Here is a 16,566-nt window from a genome sequence, read left to right as displayed (position 1 = left end):
GAGATAATTGGAGCTATCGCTTTTTTATTTGTGAATTTTACTTTTAATTAAAAATAATAACCAGAATCTGTGTGTTAAGAAATTAAGTTTTTTCCTAAAAAGATTTAGTAAACGGCGAAGCAGCTTTCCGCAGGAACAATTTAGGGTGAAAGGGGAGGAGGGTCTCGGGAGGAGGCGATGAGGGAGAATACTAGGCCGTCGAATTCTAGCCAATCGACCTTCCCTTTGGTCGGCCTCTTGGGAATTCTTGGCATGAGACCTGTAAGCCAAATCGGAGATTTGGACAAGGGCTTCAACTCCCTTAGCCTCCTCCTGAGGTAGAGAAATATCTTATTTAAAGAAAAAGACTTTGCGTTAGAATAAATCTAGTAAATGGCGAAGCTAATTTGTTTTGAAAAAGGAAAAGAGTTTTTATTTTATTTTTTGCTTGTTCAAAATAATTTTTGTGTTTTTATACTTAATTATAAAAGTGATTTTTTGTTTAATAAATGTTATTATAGTAGAGAGATTTTGTTAATTTATTTTTGTTATACCCCTCGATTTCGAGGGGGTTTGGATAAGGGGTCGGTTTCGACTCCTTTTGGAAAAGGGGACAGACAACAATTGGAAGTCCCAAGGAACCGTGTGCAATTCGACACGGTTAATAGAAAGGGGACAGACCACAAGGGTCAGTCCCCACACTGAGAGGTATTTTAAGTGAACGAAGATAAGAATTTTAAGAAAAAAAAGAAAAGAAAAAAGAAAAAGTCTAATTGGCCTTTTGTTTTGGTTTTTATTATTGGGCTGGGGATTTTGTCTTATCCTATGATTTCGGATTGGTATTATAGGGTTGAGGCGTCTAATGAGGTTTCGGATTTCCAAGAGGCTAGGTCTGAGCTTGATGAGGCAGAGATTGCTCGTCGTATGGACCTTGCCCAGGTTTATAATGATACTCTTGCTAATATTATTACTGAGGATCCTTATTCTGAGAATAAGAAGGAGGAGGCTTTTGAGAATTATGCTAGGATGCTTGAGCTTCATGAGAAGATCGGCCATATCCAAATTCCTCGTATTAATATCGATATTCCTGTTTATGCTGGTACGGCTGAGGAGGTTTTGCAAAAGGGGGCAGGGCATCTTGAGGGGACTTCTCTTCCTATTGGGGGGAATTCTACTCATTCTGTTATTACTGCTCATTCTGGGCTTCCTAAGGCTAGACTTTTTACTGACCTTCACGATCTTGAGGTTGGGGACAAGTTTTATTATCACAATATCGAAGGGACTATGGCTTTTCAAATTGACCATATTGATGTTATTGACCCTAGCGATTTTAGTCAGCTTTTAATTCAACCTGGCAGAGACCTTATGACTCTACTTACTTGTACGCCTGTTATGATTAATACTCACAGGCTTATTGTTAGAGGTCATAGGATTGATTATATTCCTGAGGTTGAGGAGCCTATTATTCAGGATCTTTCTTCTAACTTTATTTATAAGCAGGCCTTTATTGTATTGGCTGTAATTCTTTTAATTCTTCTTATCGCCTTTATTTTCTTAAATAGGAAGGCTAAGAGGCTTGAGCGTCAGCTTAGGGCTATTGCCAGAAAGCAAAGGGAGATTGATAAAGAGAAGGCTGCTGGTGGTCAAGGTCTTAATAATCAAGTTAATAAGGAAAGGGACGAGTCTAATGAAGATTAGTAAGGGTTTTAAGAAAAACTGGAAGATTATTTTGATTTTTGTCCTTGGTCTTTTGATTTTTGTTTATCCTATGGTTTCGAATTTTTATTATAGGGTGCAAAATAATAATGAGGTTATGGCTTTTGATGAAAGGGCTCAGGCTCTTGATCGTGAGGAAATCGAAGAGAGGATGAGACTGGCGAGGCTTTATAATCAGACTCTTGATCCTTCGAGGCTGGCGGATCCTTATTCTGATGAGGAGAAAGAGGGGATCGCAAATTATGCTAGGATGCTTGAGCTTCGTGAGCATATTGGTTATGTTTCTGTTCCTAAAATCAGGGAGAACATTCCTGTTTATGCGGGAACTTCTGAGGAAGTTTTGCAAAAGGCTTGTGGCCACTTGGAGGGAACTTCTCTTCCTATTGGGGGAGTTGATACTCATGCGGTTATTACTGCCCACAGGGGCCTTCCTTCTGTAAAGCTCTTTAGGGACCTTGACAAGATGGAGATGGGAGATATTTTCTATTATACGAATCTTGAGACGACTCTTGCCTATGAGGTGGACCAAATTCTCACTGTTGAGCCTAGTAATTTTGAGCCTGTTTTGGTTGTTGAGGGGGAAGATCTTATGACCTTACTCACTTGTACGCCTTATATGATTAATTCTCACAGGTTGTTAGTTAGGGGCCACAGGGTCGAATATGTTCCGCCTGTTGTTGAACCTATTCTCACTATGCCAACTGGCAGGGATTTAAGGCTGTGGGTTTATGGCCTTGGCCTTCTTGTTATTATCGTTGCGATTTTAACTGTGAAGAGGTTTAGAAGGATTAGGGAAATAGAGAAGAAGTCAAAGTTTTGGTAGTAATGTAGTAAAGGGGGACAGACCACAAGGGTCAGTCCCCACGTTGTGTGGAGACAGGGGAATTAGTAAGGGGACTGTCCCTTTGGGCCTGTCCCCGGTGAAACCACATTACCTTAGTTAACCAACAAAACGTTTTTTATAAAGGAGAATTTATGCCTAGAAGAGCAAGAGAGTTATCTGATTCTGGTGTTTATCATATTTTTGCTAGAGGAAATAATGGTAATAATATTTTTATCGATGATCAGGACAAGGATAAGTATATTTCTTTGGTTAAAGCTGCTAAAGAAAAGTACCCTATTAGTGTTTATTCTTATTGTATTATGGACAATCATGTTCATTTGCTTTTAAGGGCCGAGGGAGATTTGCTGTCTAGGGTTATGAAAAGCATTCAGCAGTCTTATACTTACTATTTTAATAAGAAATATAACAGGTATGGGGTTATATTTGCTTCTAGGTTTTCTTCTAAGGCTTGTAAGGATGATAGTTATTTGTTGGATGTTGTTAGGTACATACATTTAAATTCTGATAATGCTATGTTATCTAAGGATTATATTGATCGTTTTACTTCTCACAGGTTTTATCTTTCTAATGATAATTCTTTTTGCGATTGTGGGTATATTTTAGGCTATTTTTCTGATAATATTAATAGAGCAATTGAGTTGTATAATGAGTTCTTGTTTGGGAAATAGTTTTGTGGAAAGATAGTTTTTTGTGGATAAGGGAGACAGACCACAAGGGTCAGTCCCCACACTTTGGTGGGCAAGGAAGAAAGGGGACTGTCCCTTTGGGCCTGTCCCCGGTGAAACCACCATCGTGCTGAGAACGGGGACACACCTGAAGGAATGTCCCCAGAAAATACCGTGTGCAATTCGACACGTTTAGATGAAGATAAAGGGGACACACCTGAAGGAATGTCCCCAATATAAAGGAGGGAGAAGATGAGAAAAAAATCTCCATGGGTTGTTATTGGATATGTTTTGGTGATTCTTGGGTTGGCTTTGCCGCTTTGGGGGCTGACTAGGATTTCTTTTAGGGAGCTTTCTGCTTCTAGTACTTATGCGGATTTTAAAGCCGAGGAAGATCTTGATGCTAGGCAGTTTGTTGCCTATAATCAAAGGCTAATGGACCAGTCTTTTAATCTTTTGGTGGATCCTTTTAGGGATGACCAAGATGATGAGCTTGAAGCTAGTTATGATCTTGATTTTGATAAGGACCAGGCTTTTTCTTTTCTTTATATTCCAAAGTTAGATATTAGAAAACCTGTTTATCTTGATGCGACTTATGAACACCTTGATTGGGGTGTTGCCCAACTTGAGGGGTCGGCTCTTCCTATTGGTGGGAAAGGGCAAAGGTCTGTTATTGCTGGTCACAGAGGCTGGTGGGGAGACCTGATGTTTTTAAAGATCGAAGACCTTGTTGCTGGAGACAGGTTTTATCTTGATGGACCTACTGGGCTTTTGACTTATGAGGTTGTTGATCATGAGGTTATTGGGCCTTATGATTGGGATCTTTTGAAGGCCAAGGACGATTTGGATATGGTTTCTTTAATGGCCTGCCATCCGCTAAGACCGCCTAGACCTGACAGGTTACTTGTTAATGGGGTCAGAGTTGTTGAGGAAGAAGAGCCAGAGCTTATGGAATTGAAATCTTTTTCAGATATTCACGGTGAAGAACCTGATCTTTCGTCAAAGTTATTAAAGTACGGGACTTATGGTCTGACTGTGATTTTGTACTTGGCTATTTTTAAGAATTTTTATTCTTTAATTAAATATTTGAGAAAGTAAGAGAAGACGCTTAAGAGGCGTCTTTTTTTAAAGATTGTGGTTTGCTTCGCCGTTAGCAAGGATTGTTAGGGGACATTCGAAGCCCTAGCCAAAATCTTTGATTTTGTAGCAGGTCTCGTGCAAAAGATTCCCAAGAAGCCGACCAAAGGGAAGGCTGATTGGTTGAATCTGACTGCCTATTTATGTGTGTCCCCGGGGGAATCGTAGTAAAGGCTTCGCCGTTTGCTGAAGTTGTTTAGGAAAAATATTTTTCTTTCTTTTAGAAGAGATTTGGTAAGTTTCCCCAAGAGCTGAGAATTGTTTTGAAGATGAAAAAGAGTTTTTTACTTATAACTTTGTTTTTAATAGCGAAGCCTATGTACTTGATATAAAAACAGTAAATGATTTTGCCGTTGCTAAGACAAGAACAATGAAACAAAAAATTTTTGTCGGTCAAAATGACGGTCAAAATGACGGTCAAAATGTCGGTCAAAATGACGGTGAAAGTGAATGGCAAAATGTCACCAAAAATGTCACCCAAAATGTCACTCAAAGTGATAAATTAAAACCAGTAGATAGGCATAAAAAGATAGTTGAAATAATAAGAACAAACTCTAAAATTACTGCTAGTGAGCTTTCAAAACAGTTTAATGTAACAGAAAGAACTATAAAAAGAGATTTAAAAGTTCTCACTGATGAAAAAATAATAGAATACGTTGGCAGTGCTAGGGATGGTTATTGGAAGGTATATAAATAGAGTTAATACGTAAATAGATTTGTCCCAAATATGATGTGATTTTTGGGACGGAATTTTATAAAGTGTCGGTCAAAATGTCACTTAATATGAGAAAAATTTTTTGAAATTGAAAAAAAGGTCTATCTTTATGAGATAAACCCTAAATTTATTTTCTTTATTTTTCTTCTTTATCTTTTTTACCAAAGACCCCAAGTTTGTTTAGGACTCCTGTTAGGCCTAGTCCTACTAAAGCAAGGGCCAGGCTTAGGAAGTAGACCCAGTAGAGTTTATTTACAAATAAAAATGCTTTGAGGCCACTTAGGTCTGGCTTATCAATCATTACTACATATGAATCTTGCATTGAGCCGTATATGCTTAGGCCGATGGCCATTATTATTCCTATGGTTATTAGGATAATGCCAAAGGTTATTCGCATTTTATAGGCGTAAAGGTCTTTGGCTAGGCCGACTGTGTCTTTGTTGTCTTTTAGGTTTTCTAGGTCTGTTTGGACCAGGTCGTCTATGGATACGGAAAATATTTTTCCCAAGGCGATTATGTTTGAAAGGTCAGGAAGGGCCTGGTCTTGTTCCCAACGTGAGATTGTCTGTCTAGAAACTTTTAGTTTTTCTGCTAGGTCTTCTTGGCTCATTTGTTTTTCTTTTCTTAGTTTTTGGATTTTTTCTCCTAGGGTCATTTTTTTGCCTCCTTTTATTTTTATTATACTTGTCTTTGGAGATTTTTCTAGCAAATCTTCTAGGAATTTATGTAAAGTTGATGTTACATAGGGGATTTTTTTGGTTTTTCTTTAATTTTTATTTTTTTACTAAAGTATTGTGACGCATGATTTATCGTGTTAGTTAGAAATATGTGGTAGCTTCGCCGTTTGCTGAAGTTGTTTAGGCTAGTTAATCTTATTTTCTTTTAAAAGAGTTTAGATAAATTGGGGAAGGGAACGAAGGGAGCTGGCAGTCAGATTCTAGCCAATCAGCCTTCCTTTCAGTCGGCTTCTTGGGAATCTTTTGCATAAGACCTGTTAGCCAAATCAAAGATTTGGACTAGGGCTTTAATTCTCCCTCATGTTCTCCTCCCCAAACCCTACCCTTTCTTACACCCTAAACTGTTCCTGCGGAAGGCTGCTTCGCCGATGGCTGGGTGAGTTTAGGAAAAATGGTTTTTCTTTCTTTTAGAAGAGCTTTGATAAGGATTCGCTGTAGGCAAGGGCTGTGAGGGGACATTCATTTATGTGTGTCCCCATAAAATGGTGGTTTGGCTTCGCTGATTTCTAAATTATTATTGATTTTAAATTTTTACCTTAGCGTACAGATTGTGGTAGCTTCGTCGTATTTTAAAGTTATTGTGACGCATAATCTTTCTTTTTAACTTAAAGAATTTCACCCTCAGGAGGAGGCTAAGGGAGCTGGCAGTCAGATTCAAATCTGTACATAAGACCTGTTAGCCAAATCAAAGATTTGGACTAGGGCTTCGACTCCCTCATGTTCTCCTCCCGAGACCTACCTCTCCTTTCACCCTAAACTGTTCCTGCGGAAGGCTGCTTCGCCGTTTGAGTAAGTTTTTTTCTGTTCTTTACTCTATTTAATAAGTTAAAGAGTTGGAGCTAGCGCTGCTTCGCCTTTTTTGGCAAGGGCTGTGAGGGGACATTCATTTATGTGTGTCCCAGTGGAATGGTGGAAAGGTTTCGCCGTTAGCAAAAGTTGTTGTGACGCAGAGTATATTTCGTTAACTAACAAATTTCTGCTTTTGTATCTTTTAAATTTAAAATAAAAAATCTCTATTCCAGTATTTGGCTATTTTTCATTCCAGTATTTGGCTGTTTTTCATTCCAGTGTTTGTCCGTTTTTCATTCCAGTGTTTGGCGATAATTTTTATTTTTGCAAATACGCAGTTCAAAAAAGTCAGTTTTACTACAAATACGCAGTTCATTTGTGATTAAATGGGGACACAGCTAAATAGGCAGTCAGATTTTAGCCAATCGACTCTCCCTAGCGGTTGGTAGTAACGTGGTTAAGGGGGACAGGCCCAAAGTGTACCGATGTGCCCAAAGTAGACAGCGTAATTAATTAAAAATACGCTAGATACTTTGGAGGTATATCGATGAACAAACAATATGATTTAGAAACAAAAATTAAAGCTTGTAAAGATTATGAAAAAGGCAGAGAGTCATATGATAGCTTAGCAAGAAAATTATCTGCAGCAAAATCAACAATTAGAAGATGGTGCTTTAGATACAGAGAACATGGAGAAGAAGCCTTTAAAAAGCCAGATCATAAACAGGTCTACACAAAAGAATTCAAACACAAAGTAGTAGAAGAATATGTAAGTGGAGAATCTTCATATGCAGACTTATCCGCAAAATACAATCTAAACCACAGCACCATAGTTAGATGGGTAAACAAATGGTATAATGGAATAGAATTAAAAGACTATACCAAAGGAGCTACCATTACCATGAAAACTAGAAAGACCACATATGAAGAAAGAATAGAAATTGTAGAGTGGACAATAAAAAATAATATGAACTACAAAAAAGCTTCAGAAAAATATGAAATTCCATATGCAAACATATATAAATGGACAAAAAACTATCTAGAAAATGGTAAAGAAGCTCTAAAATACAAGAAACGTGGAAGAAAAACTAAGACTAAGATAAAAAAACAAAATCTAACAGAAACAGAAAGACTAAAGTTAGAACTAGACGAAGAAAGAGCCCTAAGATAAAAATGAGAAATAAATTAAAAATAATATAAATAAAAGAAGAAGGAAAAGTAACTGTAACAAAAGTAAGACAGCTAGCAGAATATCAAACAGTAGACTACTATAGAGAAAAAGGATATCCAGTAAAATTAATATGCGAAGTACTAAACATATCAAGAAGTAGCTACTACAAAAACAAAAAAAGAATAACACCAGAAAAAGAAAACCAGGACCTGTTGCTATGTATGTTAATATCAGAATATCATTTGACATTTGATGGAATACTAGGCTATAGAAATATGGCCATGTATATAAATAAATTTAACAGCACAAACTTTTCAGAAAGCTACATTTATAGACTAATGAAAGTATTAGGCGTATCATCAAGAGTCAAAAGAAAAAAAGTAAACAGAAAAACCATAATGCCAGAATACACCGGAGAAAACATACTAGCAAGAAACTTTACAGCAACAAGGCCAAACGAAAAGTGGCTAACAGACGTAACAGAATTTAAGATTCCAGGAGAAAACAGAAAGCTATATCTAAGTGCGATAAAAGATCTATATGACAACAGCATAGTAGAATACGAGATATCATATAGAAACAACAATAAATTAGTATTTAAAATGTTTGACAGAGCAATTGAGAGTAACCCAGACGCAAAACCACTATTCCACAGTGACAGAGGATTTCAATACACAAACAAAACATTTAAAAGAAAACTAGAAGAAGCAGGAATGACACAAAGCATGTCAAGAGTAGGCAAATGTATAGACAATGGACCAATGGAAAGCTTCTTTGGAACATTAAAATCAGAAATGTTTCATGACAAAAAATTCAAAAGCCTGGAAGAATTGAAGGAAAATATAGAACAATACATTAAATTTTATAACGAAGTGAGACTACAAAAAGGCTTAGGATGCATGAGTCCACTAGAATATAGAAATCAAGCATCCTAAAGATAAAATTAATTTAATTATGTGTCTACTTTATAAACATCAGTTCAAAGGGACAGTCCCCACGATATGGCGAGCAAGGGTAGATTTAGACTAGGGCTAAAACTGGAAAGGGGACACAGCTAAAATTGGCAGTCAGATTCTAGCCAATCAGCCTTCCTTTTGGTCGGCTTATTGGGAATCTTTTGCACGAGACCTGCTGCAAAATCAAAGATTTTGGCTAGGGCTTCGACTGTCCCCACATATAAAGTCGTAACGTGGAAAGGGGGCACAGCTAAAGCAATGTCCCCACACATACAACAAAATAAAAAAGGACCGATTTCTCGGTCCTCATTCTATTCATTTATTCGAATATTGTTACATAAACTGTGTTTGTTGAGCCTTGCCATTCGATGTTTTTGCCTTGGCCGTAGTTGCCGTGGCTTAGGCCTAGGGCCATGCCTAGTTCTGATACTGGAAGCATAATTCTTCCGTTTACTGTTACTGGCATTACTGATAGCATTGAGTTTTTACCGTTTACATAGATTTCTCTTGAGTATAGGTTTACTACTGCTGTGTTTGAGCCTTTAATAAAGACTGCATTCTTTGTTGCTTGGTCCCAGTTTACTTCATAGCCTAGGGCTTCTGCTACGTATCTAAGTGGTAGCATTGTTCTGCCGTTTTCAATATATGGGGCAACGTCCATTTTTTCTGTTTTTGTTGTGTCGTATTTTGTTTGGCTATAAGTTTTATCGCCGATTACAAATTTGCTTACGATTTTTTCTGATTTTTCTATGCCACCAACTACTACTGTTGTTGTCTTGTCAATGTAGTTGTTTCTAGTGCTTGTTAGTCTTAGGGCTTCTCCTGCTATTAGTTTTCTGTTTAAATCTATTGAGAAGCTTCCGTCTCTCTTTGCTGTTCCTGATCCAAGTAGGTTATCTTGGTAGTCTCTTACTATTACTTCTGCATATGGATATGCCCAAGCGCCTTTTATAAAGTCGTCTCCTGCTAGTGGTGTGCTTACTAGGTTTTTGTCATAGTCATAGTAGCCGTCAATGTAGTAGTTTTTAAGTGAGTAGCTTTGGCCAGCGTTTGATCTTAGGTAGTAGTTGTCTAGGTCATACCAATAGCCATAGTCTTTGTAGTTGTAGTAGTAGGCAAAGTCATAGTAGATAGTAAAGTCACCGTATCTGTCTGCTGTTACTGTTTTTAGACTGCCGTTACTATTATAAAGAGTTACTTCTGCATATGGAGCAGCTTTTCCTGTTACTCTGTCTTTATAAACATTTACTCCTGATATTGTGTCATAGTATGGAGTGTATTTGTCATATCTGTCGTATCTTCCATAGTAGTTTAGATAAACTCTTGAGCCAATTCCATTGTAATAAAATGGTTCTGAATAATAGTAGTCGCCATTATAATAAACTTTGGCTGTGTAGTCGCCTCTGTTTAAGTCTACAATGTTTCCATATCTTGTTGATGTTACATAATTGCCATCAGCATCATAGATTTCTATATAGTGGTCGTAGTAAGACCAATTCCAATAGTCTGTCCAATAGTCGTCTGGAACTATTTCTACATTTGATTTAGCAAAGGCACTTGTTGGTACAAGGCTAAGTACTAAAGCTAAAAGTAAAACTAGTCCAATAAGTTTCTTTTTCATAAAATCCTCCTATTTAAATTAATTTATTCTTATATCTTAAATATACCACAAAAAACCTTTGCCTAAGCTTTATTTTTCAAAAAAATAGTTAAGATTTGGTTACAAGTTATTTATTAGAAAAATAAAAGTGTAAAGTTGGAAAATGTTGGTATAAATATAATAACGAAATGATTTTTATTTTTTAAAGGAGGAAGAAATATATGAGTATTATAGGATGGTTAATTTTCGGAGCCTTAGTTGGCTGGATAGCAAGTAGAATTATGAAAACTGATGCCCAAATGGGTGGCGGCGCTAACATTGTCGTAGGTATTGTTGGATCCATGTTAGGTGGATGGATATCTACAGCTTTAGGTATTGGCGGAGGAAATGTTGACGGCTTTAATCTTCCAAGTATTTTAGTTGGAATAGCTGGAGCTTGTTTACTATTATTTATTGTTGGAAAAATTAAAGGCAGTAGATAAATAAAATAAATTATCCCCTAGGATTTTTAGTCTTAGGGGATTTTTTATGCCTGCTATTTAATTTTTTTAAATTTTCTTGTTCTTAAAGCTTCAAAAATTGGGAAAAGTAAGGAAGCAACTAAGCCTGATGCAAAGCCGTTGTTATAAAGGTGGAAACCATCGTGTAAAAGTCCTGTTTTTGAAACTAAACTTAGGTGCAAGAAACCAGAAAGAACTCCTGCAAGGGGACCGTAATAGCCTGCAAGTGGGGCAAGGGTCGTGCCAAAAAGGGCGGCGATTACAACTGATTCAGAGTTTACAACATAGTGGCCAAGATGACCTGCTAGGAAGACTCCTAGGAATATAGGAAGAATATTTCTAGGATTTATACCATACATTGCAAAGGCAACAACTGCACAAACTCCGCCTAGGTTTATGCCGTTTATGTTTGCTCCAACTATTTTTAAGTAGCAAAGTCCCATTAGGCCAACAAGACCCATATTAAAGAGGATGGCATAGTTTTCGTATTTGCCTATATAGTTACAAGGAGATTTTCCTGACTCCTTATTTATAGCTAGAATTTCTGCAAAACCTGACCTTGAATAAATTAATTTTGGAACCATAAGACCTACAAACATAAAGACAAAGACCAAAAAGAGCCTTAGGTTTTCTTTCATGTAGATAAGGTGGATATTTTCAACTGCCAGGCCGAACATCTTCATTACTGAGTGAAAAATTACATAAATAATTCCAAGGGCAAAGCCGTTATTATAAATTGTAAAGCCTTGGTGAAGGTTCCAAGAGTTTTTTGAAACTGCTGGCAGGAAAAATCCAATTAGCATACCTAAAGAATTTCCAAGTAGGATGCCTGCAATTATAGGTAGGTCGGCTTCAAAGGTCATATAGGAAATTAGTGGGCCGATACCTGTTGCAAAAAGGGCAAAGGCCACATAGTCTTTAAAGGCTTCTCTTTTGAAGCGGGAAAACAAATAAGCGCCAAACATTGGGGCGAAAATGTTGTAAATGTTTTTTCCTAAAAAGCAGAAGGCAGTTAGGTTTAAAACTCCAGCAACAACCACACTAGAAATATCTGCCCTAGAAAATTTCACCACAAGACAGGCAACTAGGGTGCAAAGGCCAGCATTAAAAAAAGCTGATCCAACATTTCCCACTTCCATATAGTCTGTTAGTAAAATTGATTTTGATGTGATAATTCTTTTTAGGCCTTGAAAAACTTCTAGGGGACTAGAAAATAAAAAACTTAGGGCCATTAAGCTAAAGGCAACTATAAATAAAAACCTCATCCAAAAAATATTATTTTCTCTAAGAGTCGACTTAGTTTCCATTAAAACCTCCAAAAATTTTTAATTATTTATATTATATATTATAGAGCAAGGGGCTGGCAAGATTGTTTTGTGGGAAAGGGGGAAGTTTGAAAAAAGGGACAGACCCAAAGGAATGTCCCCAACAGTACGTGAGACCTGCTAAAAAACAGGGATACCCATAAAAGATTTTGGCTAGGCTTTAGGAGTCATAAAGTTGAAATAAGATAATAAATGAAAAAAAGAAGATTTTAGAAATATAGAAAAATACAAGAGAGAAAAATTTAAACTATTATTTATTATTATATATTTGACAAGGCATATATATACTATAAGTAAGAAGTTTTAGCCTATAGATGAAAATAACTATTTTTCAAAGTCGTGTGATTTTTTATCAAATATGGCTTATACTTGTTATATAGGGCATAGGCAATATGAAAATGTTTATATAATAATTAATTTTTGCAATAAAGTTAATACTTTGAGAGGTGGAAAATGAAGTACGAACTAAAGTCTATTTTAAAAAATAAAGTATTTATTTTTATGCTAATACTTTCAATTGGTCTTTCTCTATATAATGCGCATTATATGGACAAGGCTATAAATGAGTCTGATAATGAGACCTACTTATACTATTTAAATCTTTATCAAGGTGGTCTTAGCCAAGAAAAAATTTTTAGGCAAACTATAGACAGCCATGACAAAATTCAAAACAACTGGTTAGATGCAGAATTATGGCAGAGTGAACTATACAGAGATTTTGGAAATTATTATAAATATAGAAATTTGACATCCGATGAAAGATTAGAGAAAAGAGCTCTAATGGCCTTGTTTTCTTTCGAAAAAAATGCGACACCTTCTTATAAGGACTTTGCCAGTGATCAATATAAGGAAGAAATAGAAAAGTATATGGACTTATCTTCTTATGATTTTGATTTTTCTTTAATTAAAGATTATGCATCCAGCTATAGACCTACTATTATTGATTATAACAATGCTATAGTTGAAGAGGAGAGAATGGTATTAGAAAGATATTTTTATCTTAAAGAAAATAATTTAAGTGAAGTAGATTCTGAAACTAATTCTCCTTGGACTTATCTTTATTACTCTTATTCCCACCATGATAGTACTATGTTCTTTTTGATGAACGTTTTGCCAATTTTTATTGTTTATATTATAGCAGATTTTAGAAGCAAAAAAACTTTAGAGTTAAATCAACTAAGACCAATTAGTAAAATGAAAGTCTTTAATCATTACTTATCTATAATGTTATTTATCAGCTTTATAATTATTTTTCTACCTAATATTCTTATGGTAATTTTTCAGGGGCTTAGATATGGTTTTTATGGCCTGAAAAATCCAATTTTAGTTTATAGGGATGGTTTTAAATCATTTTCTACTTATAAAAATTTAGGCTATGACTTGGATGTATTTGGAATTAATACCCTAGGTCTTAGTAAGTTAAAAGCTGTTTATGTAAATCCAGAAACTAATATTGCTTTTCCTTCTTTTGAATTAGAAAATATAGAGTTTTATAAGTTCATTTTCTATGCATTTGTTTTAGAATTATTTAAATTCAATTTATTAGTATTATTAGGTACTTCAATAGGTCTAAATATAAAAAACAAAAATGTTGCTATAATAATTGTTTCAATTTTAATAGCTATGTCTATTTTATTAAGCTATCTACCACAAACTAAGAATATCTTTAATCCCCTAAGTATGAATACAGGCTGGGAAATAACTTTAGGAGGAACAGGGACTTCATGGCTTAAGAGTCTTGTATATTTATTGTTGTTTACAGTTATTTTAGTAATTGTGTCAGTTAGTTTTTATAAAAAAACTGACGAGAAATAGTTAAATGAAAAAAACATATTACAAATTTATATTTTTTACAATTAGCAATTTGGAGGTTAATAATGAAAACAATAATTTCTGCAAATGATTTTATAAAAAATAATAATAGTGAAAAAGAAGACAGCGATAGATTACCAGTATGTCCAGGTTATAACTTTTGTCCAGGGTATGAATATTGCCCTTGTACAACTTATGAAAAATTAAGGTCAAAAGTAAGAAGATAGACTTTAGATATAATGTAATATGTTTTTTTCTATATATCTTGTTATAAAAATTATTAACTAATAAAGGAGACTAAAGTGAAAGGATTATTAAAAAATGAAATAAGCTTGTTTTTCAATAGAAGAAATCTTTTTATAATTATATTGTATTTCTTGATTTTGATTTTGTTTGTGCAATTTGTTTTTGTTCCTAATTATAATTCATATTATGAAGACCAGTACAATAAAATTTCCACTATAAAGAAGCCCTTGGAGGCAGTATCTAATTATCGGGAAATAGAAATTTCAAATAATTTTTTAGAGATACAAGATATTAATATGAAAATGTTTATGGCTGGTCCAGATAGACAAAAAAATTTGAAGAAAAAGCTTGAAAGACTAGAAGAAGAAATCGAGGAATTAGAAAAAAACAATGAGCCACTAAATCAAATTGTCTCTAATTTAGGAATGTTAGAAAGTGCCTATAAGGAACCGAAGACAAATTATGCACTAATAGAAGATAGCTGGCAGGAAATAGATGATTATTTAGATTATCTTGTTTCAAATGATGTAGACCTAAATACAGGTGGATTATTTTTAGAAGATGCTAGAGACTGGAACAAGAGAAAATTACTTAGAGATGCAGATGCTGATATTAATTTTACTTATGAGCTAAATGAAGAATATCCTAGCTCTATAAGGACAACTTATAATTTTCTAAATGGCAAGAACTGGTATTTTGCTGGTCTTATTGTAATAATTTTAGTGTTTTTAAATTATGATTTATGGTCTATGGAGTTTGACGAAAAAGAGGGAAAAATTATTTACACTATTCCTTTTTCTAAAAAAGCAATTTTTAGAAGTAGACTTTTTACTAGGCTTTGTTTAAATATTTTAGTAATTTTAGCTGGCCTACTTATTGCATTTATCTATTCAGCTTTTAGATTTGGAATAGGACCAAATTTTCATGTGATTATTAATTCTAATGTTGTAGATACAATGTTTAGAATTTCAACTGATCTTCAAAATCTTTGGAAAACTGATATTCCTATAAAGATGTCTACTTACATTGGATACTCTTTGGTCTTAGTAGTTTTCTTTATTATATTTATATTTTCTATTATAAATTTTATTTCTTTAGCCTTTAAAAATTCTAGTATTTCTATAATATCAGGCTTAGCCTTAGTTGGAACTTTAATAAATGTTGATTTAGTAAAAATTAAAAATCCTTTTAGCTTTTATCGGGTGGACGATATTTTAATGAATGGAACTTCTATAGCACCTAGTGTTATTGCTCCTACTAATATGGGTTTAGGCTACTATATTGTAGTTTTGTTATTAGCAAGTTTTGTTCTTAGTATAATTTCTGAAGTTATTTTTAGAGCTAGTAATTAATTGGAGGTCTCAAGTGAAAGTTTTACAAATTGAAAATTTAAGTAAGTCCTTTGGCGATAAAAAAGTTTTAAAAGATGTTTCCTTTGATGTTAATAATTCTGAAATTGTAGGTTTTTTAGGGAAAAATGGAGCTGGTAAGTCTACAACTATGAAAATTATTTGTGGCCTTCTTTCTGCTGATTCTGGAAGGGTTGAAATTTGTGGTCATGATATAAAAAGAGACAGGGTCGAGGCATTAAAGTCTATGGGAGTAAGTATAGAAGCTCCAGCACTTTACGACAACTTAACAGGCAGAGAAAACTTGAAACTTATGGCTAATTGGAGATCTGTTGACGATAAAAGAGTCAAGGAAATGGAAGAGTATTCGAGGTTAGGTCATAATTTAAACAGGTTAGTTAAGGGTTATTCTATGGGAATGAAGATGAGGTTAATGCTAGCCATGGTTTTAATGGCCAAACCGAAACTTTTAATTCTAGACGAGCCTATGAACGGTTTGGACCCTGATGGAGTTTTTGAGCTTAGAGAAGAAATGAAAAAACTAAAAGATGATGGCTGTTCTATACTATTTTCGTCTCATCAATTGGCTGAAGTTGAAAAAATTTCTGATAGAATTGTTATGATTGAAAATGGCCAAGTTGTTTATAATGATAAGTTTTCTGATAATATTTTAAGTGAAGATACTTATAATATTGTTACTGATGATTTAGAAAAAACTAAAAAAGTATTGGAAAAACTTAATATAAGTTATAGGGACTCTTATAATAGAAATGATGAAAAATGTTTAAATGTTAATATTCCAAAGGGATCTTTAGATACTTATATAGAAAATATAAAAAAAGAAAATATTGCTATTAATGATATTGATAGGGTTCATAAGACTTTAGAAGAGTTATATAAAGAACTAAGAAAAGAAACTGCAAGTCTTTAATAGAAAAATATTTAAGCTCAAGATTTTATTGTCTTGGGCTTTTTCTATTGTGAATTGATAAAGAGTTAGTTAGTGGAAAAAAAGTTTTTCCACC

Annotated in this window: 15 protein-coding genes; 12 read left to right on the top strand and 3 right to left on the bottom strand. The window is 34.5% G+C overall.

What is annotated here, in order from left to right:
- Positions 1-696 precede the first annotated feature (696 nt).
- The 5 genes from BN2667_RS06755 (at position 697) to BN2667_RS06735 (ending at position 5,038) form a co-directional block, all read left to right on the top strand.
- Positions 697-1,677, top strand: a complete 981-nt coding sequence (locus BN2667_RS06755; RefSeq protein WP_075967903.1) for a class C sortase — start codon at positions 697-699, stop codon at positions 1,675-1,677.
- Entirely contained in the window at positions 1,667-2,518 is an 852-nt protein-coding gene (locus BN2667_RS06750; protein ID WP_054252569.1) for a class C sortase, read from the top strand. Before BN2667_RS06755 ends, BN2667_RS06750 begins: the two co-directional genes overlap by 11 nt.
- Before the next feature lie 152 nt (positions 2,519-2,670).
- Entirely contained in the window at positions 2,671-3,207 is a 537-nt protein-coding gene (locus tag BN2667_RS06745) for a transposase (RefSeq protein WP_054252568.1), read from the top strand.
- 249 nt (positions 3,208-3,456) lie between these two features.
- A complete protein-coding gene (locus BN2667_RS06740; RefSeq protein WP_054252567.1) occupies positions 3,457-4,302 on the top strand; it encodes a sortase in 846 nt (281 codons plus the stop codon).
- A 409-nt stretch (positions 4,303-4,711) separates the two neighbouring features.
- Positions 4,712-5,038 (top strand): HTH domain-containing protein, encoded by a 327-nt coding sequence (locus BN2667_RS06735; protein WP_054252566.1) that lies wholly within the window; start codon positions 4,712-4,714, stop codon positions 5,036-5,038.
- Positions 5,039-5,192: 154 nt separating this feature from the next.
- Here BN2667_RS06735 and BN2667_RS06730 read toward each other — a convergent pair whose 3' ends face one another.
- Positions 5,193-5,711, bottom strand: a complete 519-nt coding sequence (locus BN2667_RS06730; RefSeq protein WP_054252565.1) for a helix-turn-helix domain-containing protein — start codon at positions 5,709-5,711, stop codon at positions 5,193-5,195.
- 1,418 nt (positions 5,712-7,129) lie between these two features.
- Here BN2667_RS06730 and BN2667_RS06725 point away from each other — a divergent pair.
- Positions 7,130-7,753, top strand: coding sequence for a helix-turn-helix domain-containing protein (locus tag BN2667_RS06725; protein ID WP_054252564.1), 624 nt, complete (start codon positions 7,130-7,132; stop codon positions 7,751-7,753).
- 29 nt (positions 7,754-7,782) lie between these two features.
- On the top strand, positions 7,783-8,688 hold the full coding sequence (locus BN2667_RS06720) for an IS3 family transposase (RefSeq protein ID WP_154865165.1): 906 nt from the start codon (positions 7,783-7,785) through the stop codon (positions 8,686-8,688).
- A 340-nt stretch (positions 8,689-9,028) separates the two neighbouring features.
- Here the strand turns inward: BN2667_RS06720 and BN2667_RS06715 are convergent, their stop codons facing one another.
- The gene (locus tag BN2667_RS06715) at positions 9,029-10,330 is read right to left on the bottom strand and encodes a stalk domain-containing protein (RefSeq protein WP_054252562.1); all 1,302 of its coding nucleotides are present in this window, start codon (positions 10,328-10,330) and stop codon (positions 9,029-9,031) included.
- 200 nt (positions 10,331-10,530) lie between these two features.
- Here BN2667_RS06715 and BN2667_RS06710 point away from each other — a divergent pair, with 200 nt between their 5' ends.
- Positions 10,531-10,791 (top strand): GlsB/YeaQ/YmgE family stress response membrane protein, encoded by a 261-nt coding sequence (locus tag BN2667_RS06710; RefSeq protein ID WP_054252561.1) that lies wholly within the window; start codon positions 10,531-10,533, stop codon positions 10,789-10,791.
- A 53-nt stretch (positions 10,792-10,844) separates the two neighbouring features.
- Here the strand turns inward: BN2667_RS06710 and BN2667_RS06705 are convergent, their stop codons facing one another.
- The gene (locus BN2667_RS06705; protein ID WP_054252560.1) at positions 10,845-12,116 is read right to left on the bottom strand and encodes a DUF1576 domain-containing protein; all 1,272 of its coding nucleotides are present in this window, start codon (positions 12,114-12,116) and stop codon (positions 10,845-10,847) included.
- A gap of 471 nt (positions 12,117-12,587) precedes the next feature.
- On the opposite strand from BN2667_RS06705, the gene BN2667_RS06700 reads away from it, so the two are divergent.
- The 4 genes from BN2667_RS06700 (at position 12,588) to BN2667_RS06690 (ending at position 16,472) form a co-directional block, all read left to right on the top strand.
- Complete coding sequence (locus BN2667_RS06700) at positions 12,588-13,949, top strand: hypothetical protein (protein WP_054252559.1); 1,362 nt, start codon at positions 12,588-12,590, stop codon at positions 13,947-13,949.
- A gap of 62 nt (positions 13,950-14,011) precedes the next feature.
- The gene (locus BN2667_RS09365; protein WP_156191368.1) at positions 14,012-14,173 is read left to right on the top strand and encodes a hypothetical protein; all 162 of its coding nucleotides are present in this window, start codon (positions 14,012-14,014) and stop codon (positions 14,171-14,173) included.
- Positions 14,174-14,248: 75 nt separating this feature from the next.
- Positions 14,249-15,544, top strand: coding sequence for an ABC transporter permease (locus BN2667_RS06695; RefSeq protein WP_054252558.1), 1,296 nt, complete (start codon positions 14,249-14,251; stop codon positions 15,542-15,544).
- A 13-nt stretch (positions 15,545-15,557) separates the two neighbouring features.
- On the top strand, positions 15,558-16,472 hold the full coding sequence (locus tag BN2667_RS06690) for an ABC transporter ATP-binding protein (protein WP_054252557.1): 915 nt from the start codon (positions 15,558-15,560) through the stop codon (positions 16,470-16,472).
- The last annotated feature ends 94 nt before the right edge of the window (positions 16,473-16,566 follow it).

It is taken from the genome of Neofamilia massiliensis (assembly GCF_001299475.1).
In the GTDB taxonomy this organism is placed as follows: Bacteria; Bacillota; Clostridia; order Tissierellales; family Peptoniphilaceae; genus Neofamilia; species Neofamilia massiliensis.
Note: the sequence above shows the minus strand (reverse complement) of the source record. Positions and strands in the feature narration are given on the sequence as shown.